Genomic DNA, 23,891 nt, shown 5'->3' with positions numbered 1-23,891 from the left:
CCGGTCTCTGTTTGTTTATCTAGATTCAAACCTTTTCATTTCGTATCCTTCGTATTCGAAGACGGTCTCCATGGATAGGCCCAATGCTGCAGCGACACCTTTCCCATATTCAGGATCCGCCTTATAGCAATTTCTGACATGTCTAATTTGGATAAACTGCTGTGCTTTGCCAACCTCTTTGGCTGTATTTGTGCAAAGCAATTTTCTTTTTTCTGTTGTCATCAATCGAAAGAGATCACCAGGTTGACTAAAATAATCTTGATCTTCTCGATGATCCCAATGTGCAGCTTCGCCGGTCACTTTCAATGGCGGTTCGTCAAAATTTGGCTGATCTTCCCATTGATTAAAGCTGTTTGGTTGATAAGCGATGGTACCACCATAATTTCCATCAACGCGCATTGGACCATCCCGATGATAGGAGTGATAGGGACATTTCGGTTCATTGACAGGTATTTGATGGTGATTTGTTCCGAGGCGATAGCGTTGGGTATCACCATAAGAAAACAACCTCCCTTGTAACATTTTATCTGGTGAAAATCCTATTCCGGGCACGATCGCAGCTGGATTGAAGGCCGCCTGTTCCACTTCAGCAAAATAATTTTCTGGATTTCTATTTAACTCCAGCTCACCGACCGGAATCAGCGGATAGTCCCTATGGGGCCATACTTTTGTGAGATCAAAGGGGTTGATGTGATATGAATAAGCATCCTCCTCATTCATGATCTGTACATATAAAGTCCATTTAGGAAAATTTCCATTGTTAATATTGTCCATCAAATCCCTTTGATGGCTCTCCCTATCATCTCCGATTAAAATAGCAGCTTCTTCGTTGGTCAAATTTTCAATCCCCTGTTGTGACTTGAAATGGAATTTGACCCAGTATCGTTTTTTGTCTGCACTGATGAAACTGAAGGTGTGACTACCGAAACCATGCATCGTTCGGTATGATTTTGGGATACCCCGATCACTCATTACTATCGTTACTTGATGAAGCGATTCGGGGATCAATGTCCAGAAGTCCCAATTATTGTCTGCGCTACGCATGTTGGTTTTGGGGTCCCTTTTTACAGCTTGGTTAAGGTCTGGAAATCGTAATGGATCTCGTAGAAAGAATACCGGCGTATTGTTTCCTACAAGATCCCAATTTCCCTCTTCGGTATAAAACTTAATGGAGAATCCTCGGATATCCCTTTCAGCATCTGCTGCCCCACGTTCTCCAGCGACGGTAGAGAAACGCATAAAAAGATCAGTTTCCTTACCTATTTCTGAAAAAAGTTTTGCTTTGGTATATTTCGTTATATCGTGCGTTACAGTAAATTTGCCATAAGCACCCGAGCCTTTTGCATGCATTCTCCTTTCCGGAATGACACCACGGTCAAAATGCGCCATCTTCTCCAAAAACCACACATCCTGTAAAAGTGCAGGTCCACGCGCCCCTGCTGTCAAAATATTTGTGTTATCAGCTACAGGAGCACCCGTTCGATTTGTTAACTTTTTCTTTTCCATTTTTTTAAATTTACTTTGTTATGAATACCTTGTTCAATCCGTTGCTAAATCTTGTCAACGATCTTATCGTTCTATAAAAATATCTTAGATTTAAGATCGATATGTCATCCAGTTGATCTAAAAACTGCTGGTCCAACAAAATGAATTTGGCCATTTAAACCTATCAAAATTTTGTTGGTATCCGATCAGAAACAATAAGGAATGAAATTGTGTGTTTTTAAGTTAGGTACGTATCTTGTAGTGAAATAAATAATATTAGTTGTTTTAAAATTCCGTATGATAAGGTGTTATTTCATTTTTCTGTTGCTTTGGTTGGGTCTTAATAGTTATGGGCAGGACAAGACGGTTGATCTTCCGTACAGTCAGCTGACAAAAGAACAATGGCAGGAAGATTTTCATGCTTTATATGATAGCCTCCGTACAAACCACCTCAATTTATACCATTTTACACCAAAGACCGTTTTCGATCAAAAATACCATGCTATTTTTAATGAAATAGCCAAACTCAGCAATGAACAGATTCTGTTGAGGTATAAGCAATTTGTATCACTCGCTGGGGATGGGCATACAATGCTTTCCGATCCAGGAGATTTTCACAGGTATCCACTGGATTTTTTTATTTTTGGTAAGCAGGTGATCTTAATCCAAAGTGAGGCAAAGTATAAGCAAGCGCTGGGGCTGCAGCTTCTTTCTATCAACAACTTTCCGATCACTCAGATCAGGGACTCATTAAACAGCATTATAGATCATGGCGAATCGAAGACCTATCTGCTCAAGCAGCAGACAGATCGGTTAGGCGTCTACGAATATCTTTCCGCTTTTGGTTTTATTTCGAATCGGGATTCTGCTGTATTTGAATTTCAGGACGGCAAAAAGACCATCGAACTCAAGGTGGCTGCAATACCTGCCCATCAGTCCGTAGATTGGCAATGGGCATTTCGGCCGTTACCGTTATTTTTGGAGAATGGTATGGAACCGAGCACGCCTATTGCACATAAATCTATCCGTTCAGATACGTACTATATTAACTTTGCGGGATATCCTTCTTGGGAAGATTTTGAAAAAATTACCACAACGATTTATGATAGCTTGAACCATCAAAAAGCGCGCAAGATTATTATTGATATGCGTTTAAATGGAGGCGGAAATTTTGACAAAGGTCTGAAGCTGATGCTTCCTCTTTTTTTAAACTATAATGCGCTACATCCCGGAACCAGTTATTATGTTCTGATCGGACGGCGTACGTTTTCAGCCGGGATGTCCAATGCCGTACATTTTAAAGATTGCCTTAATGCGATTTTGGTGGGTGAGCCTACCGGAGCAAGACCCAATGGATATCAGGAAATCAAGTGGTTCAAGTTGCCTAATTCTAAACTGGAGGTGTCCTGCTCACTACTATTTTATAGTTTTCAGCAAAAAATACAGATGGTGTCCTACCCGATAAAACAATAATGCCATTATTTAAAGCCTATAGCGAAGGCAGGGATCCAGCATTGGATTGGATTTTAAAGCGGACATCAACACAGGAAGTATCAAAGGGTAGGAGATAACACCAGCGTTGACACCTTGCTGGCAATTATGTTTGTGCCTGTTTTTTTGTTGTTAGTTATCTCTTGAAGGTAACACACAAAGAAAAAACCGCAGCTGAAAATAAGAACAAGAAAGCATTGAAAAAAATCTTGATTTTAGACAAAAACATCAAGTTGGTGCTAATTATTCGAATTTGAATCTTCAATTTTGCGGTATCGGAATCCATTAAACGAGTTCTTAAATTGACTTTAGTAAAATACTAAAGTTTACTGATTCTCTTAATAGGTTATCAAATAGATACCTATTGAGACTAGGTAATCTTTTGTTGATGACTACGGGAATCACATAAAGCAAGGGTCAGTGCGATAATTCCGATGAAAAAGTAGGCAACAATTAATGGAACAACACTATCCGTCATTCGGGCGCTGATTACCGATCCCAATACCGAACCTACCGAAAAGAAAATGGTACCGTAGATCGAAGATGCTATTCCTGCTCTATCTCCCATCGGTTCCAGTGCAAGCGCACTACTATTGGGCTCTAAAGCTAGATTAAGCGCCATTAAGAGCGTAACGGCACTAAAAAAGAACGTCATGTTGAGTGGTTCTCCAAAAAGGAAGACACAGATTACCAGACCAAGTGCAATAAAAGTATAGAAAAGAAGCAAGAATTTTACCGTACGCTTTGCTCCATATCGAGAGGAAAGGTACGAATTAGTAAAGGTCGATAAAGCCATAAACATCCCCATACCTCCAAAAATCCACTTGAATAATGTGGGAGCCCTATAGATCTCACCGATAATATGCTCTGAACTGGCCACGTATGCACTGAGCGCTGAAAAAAGCAGTGTAGTAATCGTGATGTATCTTAGGAAAGTACGATTGTTGAGAACGATTTTCACTGACTTACGTAAACTCGATAAGCTTAGCGGTATCCTTTTGGTTTTAGGCAACGATTCCTCAAGACGCATAGACCATAAAAAGATGATCAATCCAAAAGTAGGCGGTATTAAGAAAACAGTCTTCCAGGAAGAAATATGCAAAATAGCTGATCCCAAAAAGGGAGCAAATACGGGTGTCAATAGAAAAACGGTAAAAATAAGAGACATTATTCGAGCCATTTCATTGCCAATAAAGCGATCCCGTACACCAGCGATCGTAGTCATAAAAACTGCTGATGCTCCCACTCCGGCCACAAATCGTGCAATTAACATTGGGGTAAGGCTAGGAGCTAAAGCTGCAGCAATTCCGCCGAGGATATAAAGAGGGAAGCCAATGCGGAGCACGGGCAATCTTCCAAATCGATCCGAAAGAGTCCCAAATACAATCTGCGCTATTTGACCCAAGAAAAAATAAGAAATGATCTTTGCCGTCTCTGTCGACTTGGGATCAAGTCCAAAGTCTTGGCGCAGTTCGCTAAATGCCGGCAGCATAATGTCGATCCCTAAAGCTGTCAGTATCATGGCCGAAGCCGAGAGTACAATAAATTCACCTTGTCTCATTTTTTCTGGCTATTCTTTTTTTAACTGTGCCTTACGTAACATTGGTCTTAATACGGGGGAGCTACCGGATTGAATTTCACCAATAACCTCAAAACCATGACGCTCATATAAAGAAATATTTTTGGGATTTGAAGATTCCAGATAGGCGATCAGGCCATCCTCGTCAACTACTTTTAGGGCCTCGGTCATCATCGCTGATCCAATTCCGGTACCCTGAGATGTGGGGTCTACGCCAATCATTGGCAAATACCAGTGCGGTTGTGTCGGACGAAATTTTTCCATCTGCTGAAAAATTCTGGGTAAATCTTGTTTTACTTCATTCCCAACATTCTGATCAAATACTTCTAATAATGCTTCTTCATCTGATGTTGCTCCTGGTGGAAGCCATAGGGCGGCACCACTAAAATCCTCGGCAACGTATGCTGTCTTCCTCTCAAATGAAGTTCCGCCAAAAGCTATTGCTATTGCGGGAAAGACTGCTAAGTACTTTGCTGGTTGTGGTATCGACCAGCGCACCATAGGATCCATGCTGAATGCAAGAGTCAAAGTACTTATTGCATTATCTTTATCTGAGGCCTTTGCAATTCTTATCTTCATAACCGTTTATTAAAAAATGATTTTTCAAGCTTGTCTACACAAATATATAGATAGACAGGGAGTTTTAGAGCGTGTAAAATAGACTTAAATAAGGGGGAATTTAGACTACCTCTACTGCTTTTCGGCGGATTTAAATTTATAACGAATTTAATGCGAAGGGAAAAAGTCCTGCCCTCCAATAAACTGCCATTAATGACTAATGTGATTTATCAGTTACGTTTACAGGATTTTCAGTCGTAAATAGTAAGTTTATGATCGTAATAATCCTAATAAATTATGAACATGAAACTATCCATTAGCTTTGGACTCTTTTTTTGCCTGTTCACATTGCTATCAAAGGCTCAAACGAAAGCCGCTCACGACCTTTCTTTTACTACTTTGGCAAATCAATGGGACGAAGCTTTACCTATAGGTAATGGGTGGTTAGGAGCACTGGTCTGGCAAAAGCAAGACAAACTTCGTTTTTCATTGGATAGGGCAGACCTGTGGGATATGCGTCCAATGAAGGGCTTGCATAGAAAAGAATTTAGTTTTCAATGGGTTATCGATCAGGTTAAGAAGAAGGATTATCTGCCCGTTCAGGAGTATTTTGACGAGCCATATGATCGGGAACCAGGGCCGACCAAAATACCCGGAGGAGCATTGGAGTTTGATACCAAGGGTTGGGGCGAGGTAAAGCGCGCGCATCTTTCGTTAAACAATGCACTTTGTGAGGTACAGTGGTCGGGCGGAACAAAACTTCAAACCTTCGTAAATGCGGAGAAACAATACGGATGGTTCCGGTTTGAAAATGTAAAAGATAATTTTGAGCCGCAACTCGTAGCACCTCGGTACCAAGGTGCTGTGACAGTATCAGGAAATCCCGTAGGTGGAGATGATTTGGCTCGATTGGGTTATAAACAAGGAGATATCAAGCGCAATGGTGACCACATCACCTATCGGCAGGAGGGATGGGGAGGATTTCAGTATATCATCTCGGTCAGATGGAAAAAAGTCGGAAACACTACTGTAGAGGGAGTCTGGACGATCTCTAGTCATTACCCGAATAAGGTCATGACTGAAGCCTCTCGTATAAGCGAAACTGCACTCGCAAAATCATTCAAGGAAGATTTGAAGGCTCATAGCTCTTGGTGGAAAAGCTTCTGGAGCAAGTCCGCAATACAGATTCCCGATCAAAAGTTGGAAAAACAATGGTATCTTGAACAATATAAATTTGGTTCGTTGGCCCGTAAAGATGCGCCACCTATTTCACTGCAAGGCGTATGGACAGCCGATAATGGACGGATACCGCCATGGAAAGGTGACTACCATCACGATCTCAATACACAGTTGAGTTATTGGCCCGCTTATGGTGCCAATCATCTGGACGAAGCAATGGGCTATATCAATCATTTAGAAGAGAATAAAGACAATTATTTGCGTTATACCAAGATGTTTTTCGGTATAGATGGTTTAGCGGTGCCTGGAGTGACGACTTTGGATGGTACTGAAATGGGAGGATGGATACAGTATTCATTATCACCGACGGTATCCTCTTGGCTCGCACAGCATTATTACCTGCAATGGCGATATAGTATGGACCGTGAATTTTTAAAGAACAAGGCATATCCATGGCTAAAAAAGACCGCTAATTTGTTGGAAAAGCTGACGGTTAAAGATGCCCAAGGATACCGCCAATTGGAAATTAGTGCAAGCCCGGAGATCAACGATAATAGTCTCAATGCTTGGTTTTTGCAGAATACAAATTACGACCTGGCATTGATGAAGTATACTTTTGGGATCGCGGCGGAATTGGCCACAGATCTGGGGCTTACGAGTGAAGCTGCACATTGGACAACTATTTTGAATGAGTTTGGCGACTATGCGTTGACAGCTAACGATGAACTTAAGTTTGCGCCATCGATGGACTATAATCAGTCACATCGCCATTTTTCGAATATGATGGCGATTCATCCCCTAGGTCTGATCAAATGGGAAGATGGGGCTAAAGCGCAGTCTATCATCCGTCATAGCATCGCACGACTAGATGCGGTGGGACCGGATTATTGGTGTGGTTACTCTTATTCTTGGTTGGGGAACCTTAAGGCAAGAGCTAAAGACGGTGCGGGGGCGGCCAAGGCATTAAAGATTTTTGCCGAAGCATTTTGTTCGATCAATAGCTTCCATTTGAATGGTGATCAGACAAAATCAGGTCTGTCTAAGTTTACGTATCGTCCCTTTACATTGGAGGGAAATTTCGCTTTTGCGGCCGGTATACAGGAGATGCTTTTACAAAGCTATGCCGGCTTTATTGAGATTATGCCTGCTGTACCAGCAGCGTGGAAGAACATTGCTTTTGATCAGTTGCGTGCTGAGGGAGCATTTTTGGTGAGTGCCAAACGCGTGGATGGATTGGTTTCCGAAGTGAAGATCTATGCCGAAAAGGGAGGGGAAACCATCTTGAAATTACCTTTTGCTGATTACCGTGAAGTCCAAAATAATGGATTTAAGATCGAGCGTAAAAAAGATGGATATTTAAAGCTTATCGCAAAACAGGGGGGCTTGTTGACCATTAAGCCAATGGGTTAAATTTTCAATTTTATTCCGATTCCTATTGTTAAGACTAGGAAACTGCTTAGCCATAAAAAATAACCGGGAGCTAGTGCTGTTATGGTCGATTCGGATCCCGATTCGCTGGTCATAATTGTGTCCATTTGCGTGAATGCAAGCGCGATTAAGCAGGGAACAAGACTTAGATAAAAACCAGCTTTTTTGTTACGGTTTAATATGGTACAAATAGAAAACAGGTAGATCGGGTTAGCACACCAAAATAGGAATAATACAATAGCTCCAGCCAAAGGCGATAACCAACCCATTAAAAACATGACTAGGCTACCTATCTCTTCAGGATATTCCCCACCGCGATCGACAAAGACAGCGGGCATCGTCAGGGAGGCAATAAGCAGTATTATGCTTAAAAGAATTGCTCCTTTTTCAATTGAAGATAAAAAATTAAACCTGTTATTGAATTTCTTTAGCATATTTCCGTTATCCTCTTTGATAAATTGTAATTGTGTTTTTAGGCCAAAAGGCACCTGATAAAATTCATATTATAGATCAATGTTGACTTGAATGAATTTACAGTGCTTTTTCAGTACTGAATTTTCCTTACAGAATCTAGTTGCCGGTGATTTCATTGACATCTATCTCACTTCCATTTTTTTTAGATACTTGTTTTTTTGCTGATCAACCTCTATTGTGTAGTTGCCACTAAGCTCGAGCACCCATCCGTCACCTTTGACTACGTTATTATCAATAGATATTGGCATTGAGAGCGAAACTTTTTTCCAATCAGGACTTATTAAAGCCCCTTTTTCAACGGTCAAAATGCCCCAAATATCTGTAATTCGCGTAGTTGGATAATATGTCCCAAAGTTTTCGACCGGAATAATAGCCCTTGGATCAAAGGAATAATTCATCATCTCGAAGGCGATCTCAAAATGTGGAGATTCAACAAACTTAGTTTTGTGCTCTTTGATAAGGCGCTTATTTTCTGAATCCCTTTCATTTTCTTCATCGAATATAACTTGACCGTTGTATTTCAGGGCTAGATCTTTAAAATCTTTTTCTGTGGTAGAGGGTATCAAAGTAGCAAATCTCTTCATGAAATAGTCCGTTAAGTCGGTTGTTGCATTGATCTTTTTATTCCATTTTTTATCTTGTTTAAAAAGTAGATAGCCATAAGAGGGAATCGTTTGATATGCAAATGATCTTACAAAAGTGCGGTTACGTAACGATCGGTCCATACCCTTTGTGAGATAAGATTTTGTTGACTGATCATCACGACTACTGACAATTATTCCAGTATACTCAGCAATTCCTTCGTTGAGCTCAAGCAAATTTTCATTTTCAGCTGCTTTTTCGAACTGCTGATGCCTGAATTTTCTAAAATATAGGGCGCTACGGAGATGTTTTTTTATCTCTTTTTTATCGGATGAAGCCAACGCTTTCTTTAAGGCTTCAAATTCAAGACGTAAACTGATTCTCCCATCTTTTTCATCTAAATGGTTGTTATTAGCATTATTTAATTTAAATCCTAACTCAGGTTGTATACGATGAAATGATTCATGGGCGAGTAGATTGATACGGTCATCTCTATGTTCAGGAAGCGGCAACATAATCATAGCCCATCTCTTACCGTTCCAGTCTAATGCCGTATTTGAAAAATTGACCTCCTGCGGTAGAATACCTATATAAATATGCGTTGAATATTGTAGACCACCTTGTAGATCAGGCTCATTTGCGTATAGCTTTCGTGTTCCCGGATCAACTAATAAGATCGGACCATATAGGTTTTTGTTCCACAGCTTAAATGTTCTGGTTGAGGCTTGTTTTAGCTCAGTGAAAAACGTATTAATTTGCTCTTCATGATAGACTTTTGTCTGAGCCGGTATCGGGCTGACGAAACTTGCAAATAAAAATAAGGCAAAGAGTCTTTGGATCATTCTGATAGGTTATATGTGTGAAAATTATCCTAAAATACCATTTTTATTGATTTGAAACAAATGGAACCTATTGATATAAGCAATAAGTTTTCATTGGGAGTTAAGGATACCCGACTGATTAGCGTATTTTCTTATTTTCCATCACTTTAACTCCGAAAGCAACTGCACTTATTTTATTAAGTTAAAAAATTCAGCTCTTTTGTCTGCAGTTGAAAAGACCCCACCGTGCTCTACCGTGAGCGTACTGCTTGTGATGTCTTTTACTCCTCTCGCTGATACACAGAGATGATCTGCTTCGATGACCACAATGATATCATCCGTCTGTAAAATAGATTTTAATTCGTTGAATATCTGAATGGTTAATCGCTCCTGCACTTGTGGTCTATGCGCGTAATAATCGACTATTCGGTTCAATTTAGAAAGACCGATTACTTTTTCCTTTGCCAGGTAACCAATATGTGCCTTCCCTACAATTGGAAGAAAATGATGTTCGCATGCCGAATTCACTCGGATATCTTTTTCGATCAAAATTTTATTGTAGCCATATTTGTTGCTAAAGGTAGATAGATTGGGTTTGTTGAGCGGATTTAACCCGTAGAATAACTCATTGATATACATTTTAGCAACTCTATGGGGTGTTCCACTCAGACTATCATCGTTTAGGTCAAGCCCAAGCTCATGCATGATACCATAGAAGAGTTTGGCAATTCTGTTTATTTTTTCTGATGTTGAGACCGCAAAGGCATCTGATCGCATCGGAGTTTCTATTGAGGTCATGACATGTGAGTCGCCTATGTCATCTATGGAAGTGTTTTTATCTTTTAATGTATTCATTTATAGTGATGTAATGATTTTTGTACCTATTATCCCTTTATTGAGGATAACCTTGAACGACTAGTGCCCTCTCGTAACCTGGGATTATCCTTTCCAGGAAATCAGTTGGACAGATGAGCTAAAAGGTCCTCATTTCAATATTTTTTATCGAGTTGCATCAATCGTATAAGCTTCATTGCATAGCTCGTTGCGCTATATAATTCAAATATAGAGAAAAAAATACAAATGCAACTAAATTGCTTTTATGGATTATTGTTCTTAGTTTTGTTTTTAAATAAGAAGACAATGAGTATAATTCCTAAAAACTTTGATGACTGGAAATGGTGTATTGAAAAAAAATGCGGTATTCCTTTAACGGTAGAATTTGCCAGGCAACGCCTGGCAGTTTATGAAGATTATTCCAATGTGGAGACGCAACGTTTTATTTCAAATTATGGCATGGAGCACCTTGAGAACATAAAAAATTGGATGCGTATTGTGCTGGGGTCAGAAGAGAAAAAAATATAAATTAATTTGGCGAAAATGAAAAAAAAACTACCAGTCACAGTTCTAAGTGGCTTTTTAGGGGCAGGTAAAACATCCTTGTTGAATCATATACTTCATCACAAAGGAGGTCAGAAAGTTGCTGTCATTGTCAATGATATGAGTGAAGTAAACATTGATGCACAATCCGTTGAGCGTGAGAATGTGTTATCCCGGACAGAGGAAAAGCTTGTTGAAATGAGTAATGGATGTATATGTTGTACATTAAGGGAAGATCTCATGATTGAGGTTGAGCGTTTGGCCAAGGAAGATCGATTTGATTACCTTCTGATTGAAAGTACAGGTATTTCAGAGCCAATTCCCGTTGCTCAGACCTTCAGTTACGTTGATTCTGATGATAATATTGACCTTTCATCATTCAGCTATATTGATACAATGGTCACTGTAGTGGACTGTTTTAATTTCGCTAAAGATTTTGGCAGTTCTGAAACCTTGTTAGATCGGGCGTTGGCAGACGATCTTATGGATAACAGGACAATTGTAAATTTATTGACCGATCAGATCGAGTTTGCAAATGTGATTATTTTGAACAAAGCAGATCTTGTGTCGGAGGAGACCATTGGGACTTTGGAAGCAGCAATTGGTAAACTTAATCCAGGAGCGAAGCTTATCCGTACTCAATTTGGCCAGGTTGATCCAAAAGAAATTATGGGAACAGGTGCGTTCGACTTTGAAGAAGCTTCTTCGTCTGCGGGTTGGATAAAAGAACTAGGGGCGGAGCATGTTCCCGAAACTGAAGAATATGGGATTTCATCTTTTGTTTTTCGCTCCCAGCGACCGTTCCATCCACAACGATTACACCGTTATTTAAATGACGATTATCCTCATAATATTATACGGGCTAAAGGATTATTTTGGCTAGCGTCGAGACCAGATACTGCACTTAGTTTTAGTCAAGCTGGCGGAAGTATCCGTTTGGAAAGCGCTGGTTCGTGGTGGAGTAGCATGCCAGAAGAGATGCGGTACCAACATCCAATTTACTCCGAAATAAAAGCGGATCTATTAAAACGCTGGCATCCTGAATGGGCGGATCGTAAAAATGAGTTGGTGTTTATAGGGCAACATTTGGATAAAGAGAAATATATTACAGAATTGGAATCTTGTTTATTGACCGAGGAGGAGGCGGATGATTGGCGTTTCACGTGGTGGAAAGATGAATTTCCCAAAAATATCTAGTGTTAATTATTCCTCTAATACTGGGTAAAAATTGCAGACCTTTAACAAGTTGCTTGGAGTATGTGGTAAAGGCTATTTATGAATGGGGGGTATCACAACGCTATTGAGACCAGCTTAATATATACCCATCGAATTCGATAGGTATATATTAAGCTGGTAAATAATCCCCAAAAACCTAGCAGTCCAATGGTGTCACAATTTCTCATTTCATCATTTCCAGTCTCCAGTGGATTTGTATTTCTATCCTGAGCGTACACTATTTTATTATAGCATTTAACAGACTATTGTCCTGTCAGTTTTAGCAATATACGTTCGTATATTACTTTGTCTACCAAGTTTAGTTCAGCCAGATGGAGCTGTACAAATTCCCAGCAACGTTCTTTCTTTTTTGATTTTCCCTGTTGTTGATAGACCAGAGTTAAATATATTGCTATCAATAGCGTTGTGCTGTTCACATAATCAAAATCCATTTGTGGGGACAACATTTCCTCGCCGCGATCCCATTCTTCGTTTTCGACCAAAATGCAGCCCCAAGTATGGCGTATAGGATCGAACTCGGGCAACAGATGAAGCGCTTGCTGCCCCGCTGCGGTAGCCTTCTCGATATCACCTTGGACCAGATAGATATTAGCATAAAGATTATGTAGATATCCGGCTAAGTGTTCAACCTCTTTCAGGGTCAATAGATCTTCCACTTTCTTCAGTGTGCGCAACGCTTCGTCGTAATTCCCCAGATGAAAATAACATAATCCGATATTAAACCGAAAGGTAGAGGTCAGTGTTGGGCCAGATTCCGAACAGAGTTTTAGACATTCCTCAAATTTCGTTAATGCCTCGTCATATCGATGTTCTGCTACATAATCCTCTCCTTCCAGACTAAGATCTATCGCTTCACTGCTCGCTTCCTTTTTGTATTTTCCCAGTAGTATGTTCAGCATAATTCGTCCATCGAAATCCATCGGGAAACCATTTATTTTTTTTCTCGAGGGCAGTAAATTGGCTAGTCCTATCAATAACTGCATATAACCAAACCATATACTGAAAGTAATTGTGTCTGAAAAATCAATGGAAAACGGAACCATCATTATTACAGCAACTCCGATAGCGATATTGACCAGAGGTCCTCCCAGTACACCTACAAATGTTTTGAGCCCGTAATATTTGCCATCCCTAATATTGAGCATAACATAACCCCCTTGAAATTTGGAATTCAGATTTAGCTTGCTTTTAAAGAAATGTGTACGCATCAGCATATGACCTGTGCCAATGACAATGCGTTTCGGATATTCACCGACCAGCCGCGTGAAAACCCAATGTCCCCACTCGTGGATGATCAGAGCAATAGAAAGACCCAGTAGACAAAAGGAGTAATTTATGCCCATCATACCGACGTGATTAAATGGCATTGGCATAAATAATGCAATTGTTCCGAAAATTAGGCTCATCCAACCATACTTGGACATGAATGCGAGTAGTAATTTTTTGGTCATTAATGGGATTTATATTTAAATATAACCATGGGTGTGTAAGTACAGGTCTTCTTCAACAATAGGGTATCTAAGTATGCCTTTTGTTTCATTTATGAGGTCCAATACTTTTTATAATATTTTAACTGCGATTTTACATCGGGATCTTTCCCCTTTAATTTTCTATAATAACTCGTTAGAATGATACCAGACATATCGTCAGGATGTCTTATTCCCTGTTTGTTGAAATATACAGAAAGCCTTGAACCTCCCCAGAGCCCCCAGTTATTTCTCATCCACATTCCAAATCCGAAATGTGCACCAGCAGTAAACTCTGACTCTGTCATTTCTCTTACTTTATTCTTGGTGCTATCATCCCAGAATGAGTCTATTTGTACAAAACAATCTTCAAGGTTTTTCGGAATATAAATGCCCGCAATTGTATCAGCGCTCATCCGCTGTTTAATTTCCTTTTTCAATTTGTTTCCCTTCAGCTTGAATACTTTCAGGAGAGAATCTTCTTTTACATAACCCTCTGATAGCTGTAGTTTATAGTATTCCAAAACCACGTCTTTTTTGAAGTTATGGATTCCTTTATTATTTAAATATGTAAATAGTAAAGATTTTCGGGCAGAAAGAAGTGAATCAATTAATTCAAAATCGTTTTGAAGTTCATCGCTGGCAAATTCTTCGAACTCTTCCTCTTTAATACCTTTGATTAAATTTTTTAGGCTGTCCGGAACGTTAAGATTTAAGAATGAAGCTGTTTCTTTCAAATTTCTAGGGACGTTGTTTTGCGCAGAAGCAGAGGACAATGACAAAACAACTGATATAAGTACAAGTACTATAAATTTTTGCGTAGCCATATAATTGGTATAAAGCAGTTTTAAATTCGGGTAATTAGATTTTTAAATAGACACTTGAACTAATTTAATGAATTTATTATATCAGAAGATATTTATTTCTAAAATCTCTGACTGGCTAATTTGAGTCAAATTTGACTGGTAAAACTCGTGCTAGCTTCTTATTTCAATTTTTTAACGGCCTTATTTTCTATGAGTGACTTCATTTGGACCACCGCTACTTTATTCAGTTGTATAAACCGTTCATTTTGAGGTAGACCTTGTTGAATTAATAACGCATTTATACTTTCCATTTTGCTTAGCACGACTAACTGTTCTATGATCGCGTATTCTCGAATATTGCCCTTCTTGTCGGAATTAGTATCTCGCCATTCTTTCGCTGTCATTCCAAATAGTGCCACATTCAGCAGATCCGCTTCACTCGCATAAACGAAATTGGATTGTTGCTTGGTAATTTCTGCTGGAATAAGGTTTTCTTTGATAGCATCTGTATGGATTTGATAATTCAGCTTGGCTAAGGTTCTTTGTAAATTCCAGTTTAATTTTAAACGATCGTTTTCATCGTCTTTGAGACGTTGAAATTCTTTGATCAGGTAAATTTTAAAATTGGGGCTAATCCACATGCCGAATTGAAAAGCTATATCAGGATGTGCATAAGTCCCTCCATATCTTCCTGCGGTCGCTTTTAAGCCGATGGCATTTGTCTTTTCAACCCAATCTTTAGCACTGATTTTATAGTTATTGAGTCCTGCCTGACTTTTAATTATGGCGAATTCGCCATAATTAAAAAGCGGGTTATAGATGCTTTCCCAAAGTCCAATAATTTTTATCTGATTTTGAAAGATGAGGATGGGAAACCGGGCCTGTGCACGTGTGGCTTCGGGGCTAGGCCCGGTTTCTCACAATCTTCGGTTTTCAATAAAACCAACTATCTTAGGATCAAAATTTCTTTTACATAGAAAGTTCATAAATTGGGAAGTATAAAAAAATGAAATCCCTATTCAACGCAGTAAACTATAAAGGATAAAGTACACATTATCCCTGTTTCCGATTATCTTTTTTAAAAGCGATACGTACGATCACGACACTGATGCCCATCAATAGCGCGGCGAGAAAGAAAGGGGCTCCGGTAAATGTGAACGGTGCACTATCCTGCGTAAAGTAATAAAACAGATTCGTCATCATTGGAGGACCTACAATTGCCGTGACACTTGCCAAACTGGTCAAGGCTCCCTGAAGCTCCCCCTGTGCATTTTCAGGTACATTTTTTGTAATAACCGATTGTAGGGCAGGACCACATATACCGCCGAGACTATAGGGGATCAGGAAAGCAAACATCATCCAGCCTTCACTGGCAAATGCAAATAAAAGCAGGCCTACGGCGTAACATAACAAACCATAGTAAATACTTCGTTGCTCACCTAATTTAGGCGAGGTCCACCGGATCAGCCCTCCCTGCACCAGTCCCAATAGTAATCCCAGCAAACCCAACGAATAACCCACCATTTGCTCATCCCATCCAAATTTGTACATCGTAAAAAAATGCCAGTTGCTCTGCACGGCGTGGATACCGATGTAAGTCAATATCAATGCCGTCACAAGGCCTGAGATCTTCGGATATCTCGCTAAAAATTTAAATGAACCAATCGGATTGGCACGTTTCCAATCAAATGGTCTCCGTTTTTCCTTATCCAAACTTTCAGGTAGAATAAAATAGCCATACATGAAATTCAGCAGACATAGAGCTGCGGCGGCGTAAAACGGAACCCTCGCCCCAAATTGTCCAAGCAGGCCACCGATTACGGGACCAATTATAAAACCAAGCCCGAGTGCGGCACCGATCATCCCAAAATTTTTGGCCCGATCTTCATTTGTTGATATGTCCGCGATATAGGCACTAGCGGTCGACATGCTGGCACCTGTAACCCCTGCAATTACCCTTCCCAGAAATAGCCAACTTATCGTGGGGGCTAGTGCCAGGAAAATATAGTCTACGGCAAATCCAAAAAGTGAGATTAAAATAATTGGCCGTCGTCCGTATCTGTCACTGAGGTTACCTACGATAGGCGAAAATAAAAATTGCGTAAAGGCATAGGCAAAACCAAGCCATCCGCCGTAGGTAGCCGCTTCGCTGATATCCGCATGTATAAGTTCTTGAATAAGTTTTGGAACCACTGGAAGTATGATTCCCCATCCTGTAATGTCGATCAGCAAGGTCACAAATATAAAACCGATAGCTGCTTTTTTTGTTGCGATTTTCATGCTGTAAAAGTAGGCAGCAATCCATCGCAGATGTTTTACACTTTTATGGTCTGTATGTACAATTTGTAAGATTGAGCAGATTATTATGGTCGGTTTCTGAAAACACCAGGTGAGGTACCAGATAGACGTTTAAAGAACCGGCAAAATACGCTTGGTTCATCAAAATTTAGCTGGTTGCTGATCTGTTTGATCGACAGACTGGTTGATTTGAGTAAGGTCTTGGCATGCATGAGTGTGACATAATCAATCCATTGTAAGATAGACTTTCCTGTTTTCTGTTTGAGGAAAGTAGAGAGGTATTGCGGTGTGAGATGGAGTTTCTCCGCATAAAAATAAACACTACGCTCTTGGGTGGCATATTTTGAAATCAACAGATAGAAGTCATCAATAATTTCATGTGTACGGCTTTTTACGGGATTATCGTGATCAGCTAGCGCGGTATAAGACTCCGAGATCAGGCTCATCAGTGAAATGACAAGATGCCGCAGCATTTCGATTTTTTTAGGACTTTGATTTTTGTGATATACCTTTTGTATAAGGCTTAGCAATTCATTTTTTATGGTCATTTCTTCAGCTTGAAGACTCAGTACAGGCTGCCAGCGAATCTGGTTGTTCATGACAAACTCATGCAGCATCGGAAATGCCGTAATAAAATCCAAAGAAAGACCGATGGTAATGATCTCTGCATTTTCAGTCATGGATAGCGTCTCTATCATTAATTGAGGTTGCACAATCGCAATCTGGCCTGCACAAAGTTCGTACTCCAAGAAATGGATACGGGCTTTCATAGAACCATTGACCATGAACGCAAGAATCAATCCATCAAATAGGCGTGGATGTTCTGCATACGCTTGCCCCTTGACGTGCTTTTGCTGGAGCACAGCAATTCCTTCTATCTTTTTGGAACGATCAATATTGTATAGTTTATACACATTGTCGGAGGTAAGGGATAGTGCCATATTCAAATATCGTCAAATTCATTTGTATGGCAAATCTCGACTTTTCGGTATCGCTCAGATACTCCTCACATACCGCGTCTTTTCCCCAGATCCTATTATCTACAGACTTCTTTTGCTATACGAACTAGCACAGCTGTCCCAGACATTGGTAATGATAATAGGGGAGGTATTATCAGTGTTGGAAGCAATGCTAAATTGTTTCAAAGTTTTCACTATCTATGTCTGTAAAATATTGTGGCGTAAATAATTCTAGCGCAGCTTTATTTAATATTAAAATAGAGCATAACGGTAAGTGTGCAATTTAGAAAAGCTATATATTATCCCATGACAATAAAATTTCAAAATGCAATCTTATTTTATATTATTTTCCTACTATTGTAGTAGATAAATGAATTTTGACATTTCCTATGCTTATTGAGTTGTGTTTTTTAATGCAGCCGTACAAATAAAATGAACAAGTATAAAGTTTTGACAGATAGTAATCTTGTTTCTTTGCTTAAACAAAGAGATCGGAATGCCTTTGCCGAAATTTACGATAGATACAGCATGATGATTTATTACAAGGTCAACCAGATGCTCCGCGATGAGAATGCAGCCAAAGATCTTGTACAAGATCTCTTTACCTCAATTTGGGAAAAGTCAGATCTTATCAGAGATAATGTTGGGATCTCGTCATATCTTTACGTTGCATCGCGAAATCGTGTCCTTAACTATATTCAAAGAGGAAAAACTAAAAGCGACTATCTGGCTGAAATAGGAAAATATAGCCTACAGGTTAGTGATGAAACACTTGAAAAGCTAGACGAAAAGGATCTTATGCTGTTGATAACAAGTGAAATTGCAAAACTGCCAGCTAAGATGCGAGAAGTATTCGAATTGAGTAGATTGGAAGATTTGTCCCACCGCGAAATTGCGGAAAGGTTGAATTTGAGTGAATCCACAGTGAAAAAGCAAGTACAAAATGCGCTAAAGTTATTAAAGGTTAGACTTGCCCATTATAATTCTCTTGGCATCATGCTGTTGATTTTTCTCCGAAGCAACTAAACCAATATATACCATCATTTATTCTTTTTTAAGAATTTTTATTTTTTTTCAGTTCTTCTACTCCCAAAGCTTTTTCCAACTGTATTATACTAGTTAATGGATATAAACCTCGATTTCGATTTATGGATAAGGAACTTGGAACACAGCTTATAAATAAATATCTTTCTGGTCAGGCAACACACAAAGAAACCCGTGTTGTTGAGGAATGGTATGCTTTTAACCGCGTCGAGGAGCCGTCTATTGATTCCCCTGAGGATTTTATACGCATAAAGTCGGAAATGTGGAATGCAATCGATCATCAATCAAAGCATCATGTTAAAGTTCTGCCAATACGGAGGTGGCTAGCTTATGTCGCAGCGATCTTAATGATTGTGGGGAGTGTCGGAATTTACAAACTGCATGAAAAACAACAAGTGTATACCATAGACACTTACGCTGGACCAACAATTAAAGCAGGTCATACTGGGGCGACTTTGACCTTGTCAGATGGTTCTACTATAGATCTTTCCAACGCTAAAGTTGGCGAACTCTTGACTAAACAAGGGATGACAATTTCTAAGAATGGGCAGGGAGTGGTGGTTTACAGTCAAAACAGTTCCATTAAAGGTGTAAGCGAAGTTATCAAAAATACGATTACGACAAGAAATGGTGAAATCTACCAGGTCGTTCTACCCGACGGTTCTAAAGTTTGGCTTAATGCCGGATCCAGTTTGACCTTTGATTCTGATCTGCTGAATAGTGAAAAACGCATTGTTCAATTAATAGGAGAAGGGTATTTTGAAGTAAGTAAGCGTGATAAACCATTTATTGTTAGGACAGCATCACAGCAGGTACGCGTTCTTGGTACCCATTTTAATATCAATGCATATTCAGAATCGAAGGGACTGGTCAGGACCACCCTTGTCGAGGGGCGGGTCAATGTGGTGACTACGAAGGGCGAGCAGTTGATCAAGCCGGGGGAGCAGGCTGTTAACCGACGCGGTGATATCGACGTCCACGAGCAAGATACCGAAGACATACTTGCCTGGAAGAACGGATATTTTAAAATTGACGGGGAACTTTCCGAGGTGATGTTATCCTTAGGCCGTTGGTACAATATGGAAGTTCAATTTACCGAAAATACGCCAAAAGAGTTAAAATTATGGGGTTTTGTCTCCAGGTCGAATGACTTGATTACAACACTTCGACAGATTGAACGAACTAATAAAGTAAAATTTAAAATAAAAGAAAGGACAATTATTGTAACAGACTAGCTTGATCCGTATGAGATCAATAAGAGCGCATTTGCTGCAGAAAATTCAGAAAGACCGCAAGGTGTCCTACCACCTCGCGGTTATAAGAAAAATGATGCTGTAGCTGAAAATGCCAACTTAAAGACAAACGACACAAATCAGTTTATGAACCATCTAACCAAAACAAAAGTATGAAAAAAAATGCGCTATTGGGTACTTTTCACCATGAGCGGTCACTACCTAAATTTTTATTGATTATGAAATTAGTTTTATTTATCATGACATGTCTACTAATGCATACCTATGGGGCTACGTATGCACAACGTGTCACGATAATGGAGCGAAACGCTACTTTGGAACAGCTTGTAAAGCAGATGCGACAGCAGACCGGATATGACTTTTTGCTGGATAAAGATATTCTGCGACAACATCGATCGATCAGTGTAGACTTGAAAAATGTTGACTTAGTACGGGCCTTGCAGTCCATTGTTAAAGGGCGAAATCTCAGCTTTTCTATTGAGGATAAATCGGTCGTGATTACAAGTACTCAGGATGCCAACTCGAAACCCGTCTCTCCGGACGGTAACAAGACTGGTAAAACAGAAGCTTCAGGCCGAACCAATGACCTTGTTTTTGGCTCAAATAACCCTATTGACGTTACCGGCAAAGTGGTAGATGAAAATGGCAAACCGCTACCTGATGCATCAATTGCCGTATTGGGGGGCACTCAATCGACCAGAACAAATGGAGATGGTGAGTTTACACTCAAAGGCGTTGATGAAAAAGGGACTTTACTGATCTCCTATGTGGGCTTCGAACCAAAACAGATAAAGGTATCTTCTCATATCGGACAGATCAAGATGCAGAAAGCTGTAGGTCAATTGCAGGAAGTTCAGGTGATCAATACCGGTTATCAAACGATTTCCAAAGAGCGCAGTACAGGATCCTATGCCAAGCCCAATATGACCATCCTGGAAAATCGAACCGGCAGCATGAATATATTGCAGCGTCTTGATGGATTAATTGCGGGGCTGACAGTGAATAATGCACCAAATGCTTCACAAAATCCATTTCTTGTTCGTGGACTGTCAACAATTGGTGTACGTAGTCCAGAAGGCAATGGATATGTTGGCACCAATAGAAATCCGCTCTTTGTGGTTGATGGTATACCTATTGATGATGTATCCAGTATCAATCCACAAGATGTCGCTGACATTACGGTGCTCAAGGATGCGACAGCTGCCTCCATCTGGGGTGCAAGAGCTTCCAATGGCGTCATCGTCATCACAACAAAAAAAGGAGCCAATGACGATAGATTAAGGATAAACTATGATGCATTTGTCAATTTCCAGGGTAGACCAGACCTGAATTATTTTAAAACCCTCAATAGTAAAGAATTTATACAGGCATCAAATGAAACATTTGATGCAGAGATCTATCCTTGGGAAAGTGTATTTCCATACGTGTCTGGTGGTAGCGGTGTTGCACCTCATCAGCAGATTCAATATGATCTGGCCCGGGGACTGATTAGTTCTGCTGCCGCAAAAGAACGTCTGGATAGTCTGGCAACAATAGATAATAGAAAGCAGATTAGGGATCTGGCTTACAGAAATGCATCCCTAATGAATCATACACTGTCATTTTCGAAAGGCGGAAAAGCTTATTCAGCGTATGGCTCTGGAGCCTACACAAATTTGGTCAGTAGCCAGCCCGGTGATAAGAATAGTACCTATAAACTCAATCTTCGTCAAGATCTACAGGTCGGTAAGTTTATCCAGCTGAATCTTATTAATGACCTTACCTATGGCGTTAACAGCGCAAAGAGGAATGTTCAGATTACGCCGAATTTTTATCCTTATCAATTGCTCCGGGACGAGAAAGGGCGAAATCTGTCCATGCCCTACATGGGTGAAGTCAGTGAAGAGGTACGAAACGATTTTGAAGCACGCAGCAGAATTAGCTTGGATTACAATCCTTTGGATGAAACCAATTATGGCCATACCGAAAGCAATAATTTCCTGAGCCGCAATGTACTTGGCCTAAGTATAAAGCTCTGGGATGGATTGAAACTTGAAGGAACCTATGGCTATACAAAAGGAACAGGAAAAACCGAGATCTATGATGATATCCGAAGCTACCTGGTTCGGAACGAGCTTGTGCAATTTACTGTTGCACCGACGATGGAATCCACTCCTGTTTATTACCTGCCCAATAATGGTGGAAAATATAGTATCAATAATCAAAATAGGCAGAGTTGGACGGTAAGGAATCAGTTGAGCTATAACAAGAGCTGGGATGAGGACATGCATCAGCTAAGTGCATTAGTGGGGCATGAAGCACAGGAGCTATTGGTCAACAACAATGGCAGCACGGTCAGAGGATATAACGAACTCTTACAGACTTACGGCGCCATTGACTATGCGACACTTGGTGTCAAAGGTCTCGCAGATCCTGTCATGCCAAATCGTGGGAGCCAAAGTCTATTGAGCAACGACAACTTTATCCGGACCGAGTTCCTGACCCGGTTTGTTTCCTATTATGCTAATCTTGCGTACAATTACAATCGCAAGTACGCATTGAACGGTAGTTTTCGTATAGATAGAAGTAATTTATTTGGGCTTGATAAATCCGCTCAGAACAGACCTGTCTGGAGCATCGGTGGGAAATGGATCATGAGCTCCGAAGGCTTCATGGCCAGTACAAAATGGTTGGATAATTTAGCCCTCCGGGCTACCTACGGATTGACCGGTAACTCACCCGACCCCGGTATCGCAGCTTCGCAGGATATCTTAAACGCCATTCAGAATGGCAATTTACCGGGTGGGACAGGCGTTGTAATCGGTACACCCGCCAATTCAAAACTTACTTGGGAAAGCACGAAAAATATAAATCTGGGGATCGATTTTGGGCTATTTGACAACCGTGTCAGCGGTACACTTGACCTTTATCAGAAAAAGACAACGGATATGCTCGGTGTTTTTCCGACCAATGCTTTTAGCGGTTATTCGACCATCATTGGAAATCTTGGGGACATGCAAAATAGAGGAATTGAGCTGAGTTTAAATACCCTAAATATCAAAAAAGGCGACTTTAAGTGGAGTACTGTGTTTAATGTTGCCTACAATAAAAATAAGATCACCAAACTAAATGTAGAGTCGCCGGTCAACTCCGGTATGGACCGCATTTGGCAAAATTATCTGGAAGGGTTTCCGGCTTTTGCGCTCTTTGCGTACAATTTTGTTGGATTGGATGAACTGGGAGATCCACAGATACGTCTTGCGGATGGCTCTGTGACCAAAACACCCAATGCGGCGAAGGCGACAGATGTGATTTTCAAGGGCACCTATCAACCCATCTGGAGCGGTGGAATGGCCAACGTTTTTAACTATAAAAGACTGACTTTAAGTGCCAATGCAATTTTTAACCTGGGACATGTGATGCGAAGTGATGTAAATACCGTCTATACCGATCGGCTGTATCACGCTAATGCCCTTCGGGATGGGTTAACAACCGGAAATCTGCATAGTGACTTTGCCAAGCGATGGAAGCAGCCCGGAGACGAATTGAATACCAATATTCCATCCTATGTTTCCAATTCATCGCTGAGCTATAGCCGTCGAGATATTCAATATTACACCTACGCTGATGTCAATGCCGTCAGTGCGTCTTATATAAAATTACGGGATATTACCCTAGGGTATAGCTTGCCGGAATCCTTAATGAATAAATTGCATACCGAGCAAATTACATTACGGATGCAGCTATCGAACCTGATGCTGTGGAAGGCCAATAAGGAAGATATTGATCCAGAATTTATCGATGCCACGACTGGTATACGCAGTATGTTATTTAGCCAGGGGACTCTTTCATTCGGAGTAAATGTAAAATTTTAAT

At 40.3% G+C, this 23,891-nt stretch carries 18 protein-coding genes; 7 read left to right on the top strand and 11 right to left on the bottom strand.

What is annotated here, in order from left to right; translation table 11 throughout:
• Positions 1-15 precede the first annotated feature (15 nt).
• On the bottom strand, positions 16-1,506 hold the full coding sequence (locus ABFX33_RS06875; protein ID WP_346085108.1) for a catalase: 1,491 nt from the start codon (positions 1,504-1,506) through the stop codon (positions 16-18).
• Between the two features lie 276 nt (positions 1,507-1,782).
• Here ABFX33_RS06875 and ABFX33_RS06870 point away from each other — a divergent pair, with 276 nt between their 5' ends.
• The gene (locus ABFX33_RS06870; protein ID WP_346085106.1) at positions 1,783-2,958 is read left to right on the top strand and encodes a S41 family peptidase; all 1,176 of its coding nucleotides are present in this window, start codon (positions 1,783-1,785) and stop codon (positions 2,956-2,958) included.
• A 388-nt stretch (positions 2,959-3,346) separates the two neighbouring features.
• Here ABFX33_RS06870 and ABFX33_RS06865 read toward each other — a convergent pair whose 3' ends face one another.
• Positions 3,347-4,537, bottom strand: a complete 1,191-nt coding sequence (locus tag ABFX33_RS06865) for an MFS transporter (RefSeq protein ID WP_346085105.1) — start codon at positions 4,535-4,537, stop codon at positions 3,347-3,349.
• A 9-nt stretch (positions 4,538-4,546) separates the two neighbouring features.
• Complete coding sequence (locus tag ABFX33_RS06860; protein ID WP_346085104.1) at positions 4,547-5,134, bottom strand: GNAT family N-acetyltransferase; 588 nt, start codon at positions 5,132-5,134, stop codon at positions 4,547-4,549.
• Positions 5,135-5,410: 276 nt separating this feature from the next.
• Here ABFX33_RS06860 and ABFX33_RS06855 point away from each other — a divergent pair, with 276 nt between their 5' ends.
• The gene (locus ABFX33_RS06855) at positions 5,411-7,702 is read left to right on the top strand and encodes a glycosyl hydrolase family 95 catalytic domain-containing protein (RefSeq protein ID WP_346085102.1); all 2,292 of its coding nucleotides are present in this window, start codon (positions 5,411-5,413) and stop codon (positions 7,700-7,702) included.
• Here the strand turns inward: ABFX33_RS06855 and ABFX33_RS06850 are convergent.
• From ABFX33_RS06850 to folE, 3 genes are all read right to left on the bottom strand, one after another.
• Positions 7,699-8,154, bottom strand: coding sequence for a hypothetical protein (locus ABFX33_RS06850; protein WP_346085101.1), 456 nt, complete (start codon positions 8,152-8,154; stop codon positions 7,699-7,701). The genes ABFX33_RS06855 and ABFX33_RS06850 overlap by 4 nt on opposite strands.
• A gap of 162 nt (positions 8,155-8,316) precedes the next feature.
• Positions 8,317-9,618, bottom strand: coding sequence for a hypothetical protein (locus tag ABFX33_RS06845; protein WP_346085100.1), 1,302 nt, complete (start codon positions 9,616-9,618; stop codon positions 8,317-8,319).
• Positions 9,619-9,786: 168 nt separating this feature from the next.
• The gene (folE, locus tag ABFX33_RS06840; RefSeq protein WP_346085098.1) at positions 9,787-10,452 is read right to left on the bottom strand and encodes a GTP cyclohydrolase I FolE; all 666 of its coding nucleotides are present in this window, start codon (positions 10,450-10,452) and stop codon (positions 9,787-9,789) included.
• Positions 10,453-10,737: 285 nt separating this feature from the next.
• On the opposite strand from folE, the gene ABFX33_RS06835 reads away from it, so the two are divergent.
• Together ABFX33_RS06835 and ABFX33_RS06830 are read left to right on the top strand one after the other, a co-directional pair.
• Positions 10,738-10,959 carry a hypothetical protein gene (locus ABFX33_RS06835; protein WP_346085096.1) on the top strand — a complete coding sequence of 74 codons (222 nt, stop codon included), beginning with the start codon at positions 10,738-10,740 and terminating at the stop codon, positions 10,957-10,959.
• A 15-nt stretch (positions 10,960-10,974) separates the two neighbouring features.
• A complete protein-coding gene (locus tag ABFX33_RS06830) occupies positions 10,975-12,171 on the top strand; it encodes a GTP-binding protein (protein WP_346085094.1) in 1,197 nt (398 codons plus the stop codon).
• A 281-nt stretch (positions 12,172-12,452) separates the two neighbouring features.
• Here the strand turns inward: ABFX33_RS06830 and ABFX33_RS06825 are convergent, their stop codons facing one another.
• The 5 genes from ABFX33_RS06825 to ABFX33_RS06805 all read right to left on the bottom strand — a co-directional run bounded on the left by ABFX33_RS06825 (position 12,453) and on the right by ABFX33_RS06805 (position 17,721).
• The gene (locus ABFX33_RS06825; RefSeq protein ID WP_346085092.1) at positions 12,453-13,661 is read right to left on the bottom strand and encodes a tetratricopeptide repeat protein; all 1,209 of its coding nucleotides are present in this window, start codon (positions 13,659-13,661) and stop codon (positions 12,453-12,455) included.
• A gap of 89 nt (positions 13,662-13,750) precedes the next feature.
• Positions 13,751-14,503: a DUF6794 domain-containing protein gene (locus tag ABFX33_RS06820; protein WP_346085091.1), complete on the bottom strand. Its 753-nt coding sequence runs from the start codon at positions 14,501-14,503 to the stop codon at positions 13,751-13,753.
• 158 nt (positions 14,504-14,661) lie between these two features.
• Positions 14,662-15,264: a KilA-N domain-containing protein gene (locus tag ABFX33_RS06815; RefSeq protein WP_428835642.1), complete on the bottom strand. Its 603-nt coding sequence runs from the start codon at positions 15,262-15,264 to the stop codon at positions 14,662-14,664.
• Between the two features lie 271 nt (positions 15,265-15,535).
• Positions 15,536-16,762, bottom strand: coding sequence for a TCR/Tet family MFS transporter (locus ABFX33_RS06810; RefSeq protein WP_346085089.1), 1,227 nt, complete (start codon positions 16,760-16,762; stop codon positions 15,536-15,538).
• Positions 16,763-16,845: 83 nt separating this feature from the next.
• Complete coding sequence (locus tag ABFX33_RS06805) at positions 16,846-17,721, bottom strand: helix-turn-helix transcriptional regulator (protein WP_346085087.1); 876 nt, start codon at positions 17,719-17,721, stop codon at positions 16,846-16,848.
• A gap of 450 nt (positions 17,722-18,171) precedes the next feature.
• Between ABFX33_RS06805 and ABFX33_RS06800 the strand changes: the two genes are divergently transcribed.
• The 3 genes from ABFX33_RS06800 (at position 18,172) to ABFX33_RS06790 (ending at position 23,890) form a co-directional block, all read left to right on the top strand.
• Positions 18,172-18,765 carry an RNA polymerase sigma factor gene (locus tag ABFX33_RS06800; RefSeq protein WP_346085085.1) on the top strand — a complete coding sequence of 198 codons (594 nt, stop codon included), beginning with the start codon at positions 18,172-18,174 and terminating at the stop codon, positions 18,763-18,765.
• 122 nt (positions 18,766-18,887) lie between these two features.
• Positions 18,888-20,018: a FecR family protein gene (locus ABFX33_RS06795; RefSeq protein ID WP_346085084.1), complete on the top strand. Its 1,131-nt coding sequence runs from the start codon at positions 18,888-18,890 to the stop codon at positions 20,016-20,018.
• A gap of 170 nt (positions 20,019-20,188) precedes the next feature.
• Positions 20,189-23,890 carry a SusC/RagA family TonB-linked outer membrane protein gene (locus ABFX33_RS06790; RefSeq protein WP_346085082.1) on the top strand — a complete coding sequence of 1,234 codons (3,702 nt, stop codon included), beginning with the start codon at positions 20,189-20,191 and terminating at the stop codon, positions 23,888-23,890.
• The last annotated feature ends 1 nt before the right edge of the window (position 23,891 follow it).

Source organism: Sphingobacterium ginsenosidimutans (assembly GCF_039536865.1).
Classification (GTDB): Bacteria; Bacteroidota; Bacteroidia; order Sphingobacteriales; family Sphingobacteriaceae; genus Sphingobacterium; species Sphingobacterium detergens.
Note: the sequence above shows the minus strand (reverse complement) of the source record. Positions and strands in the feature narration are given on the sequence as shown.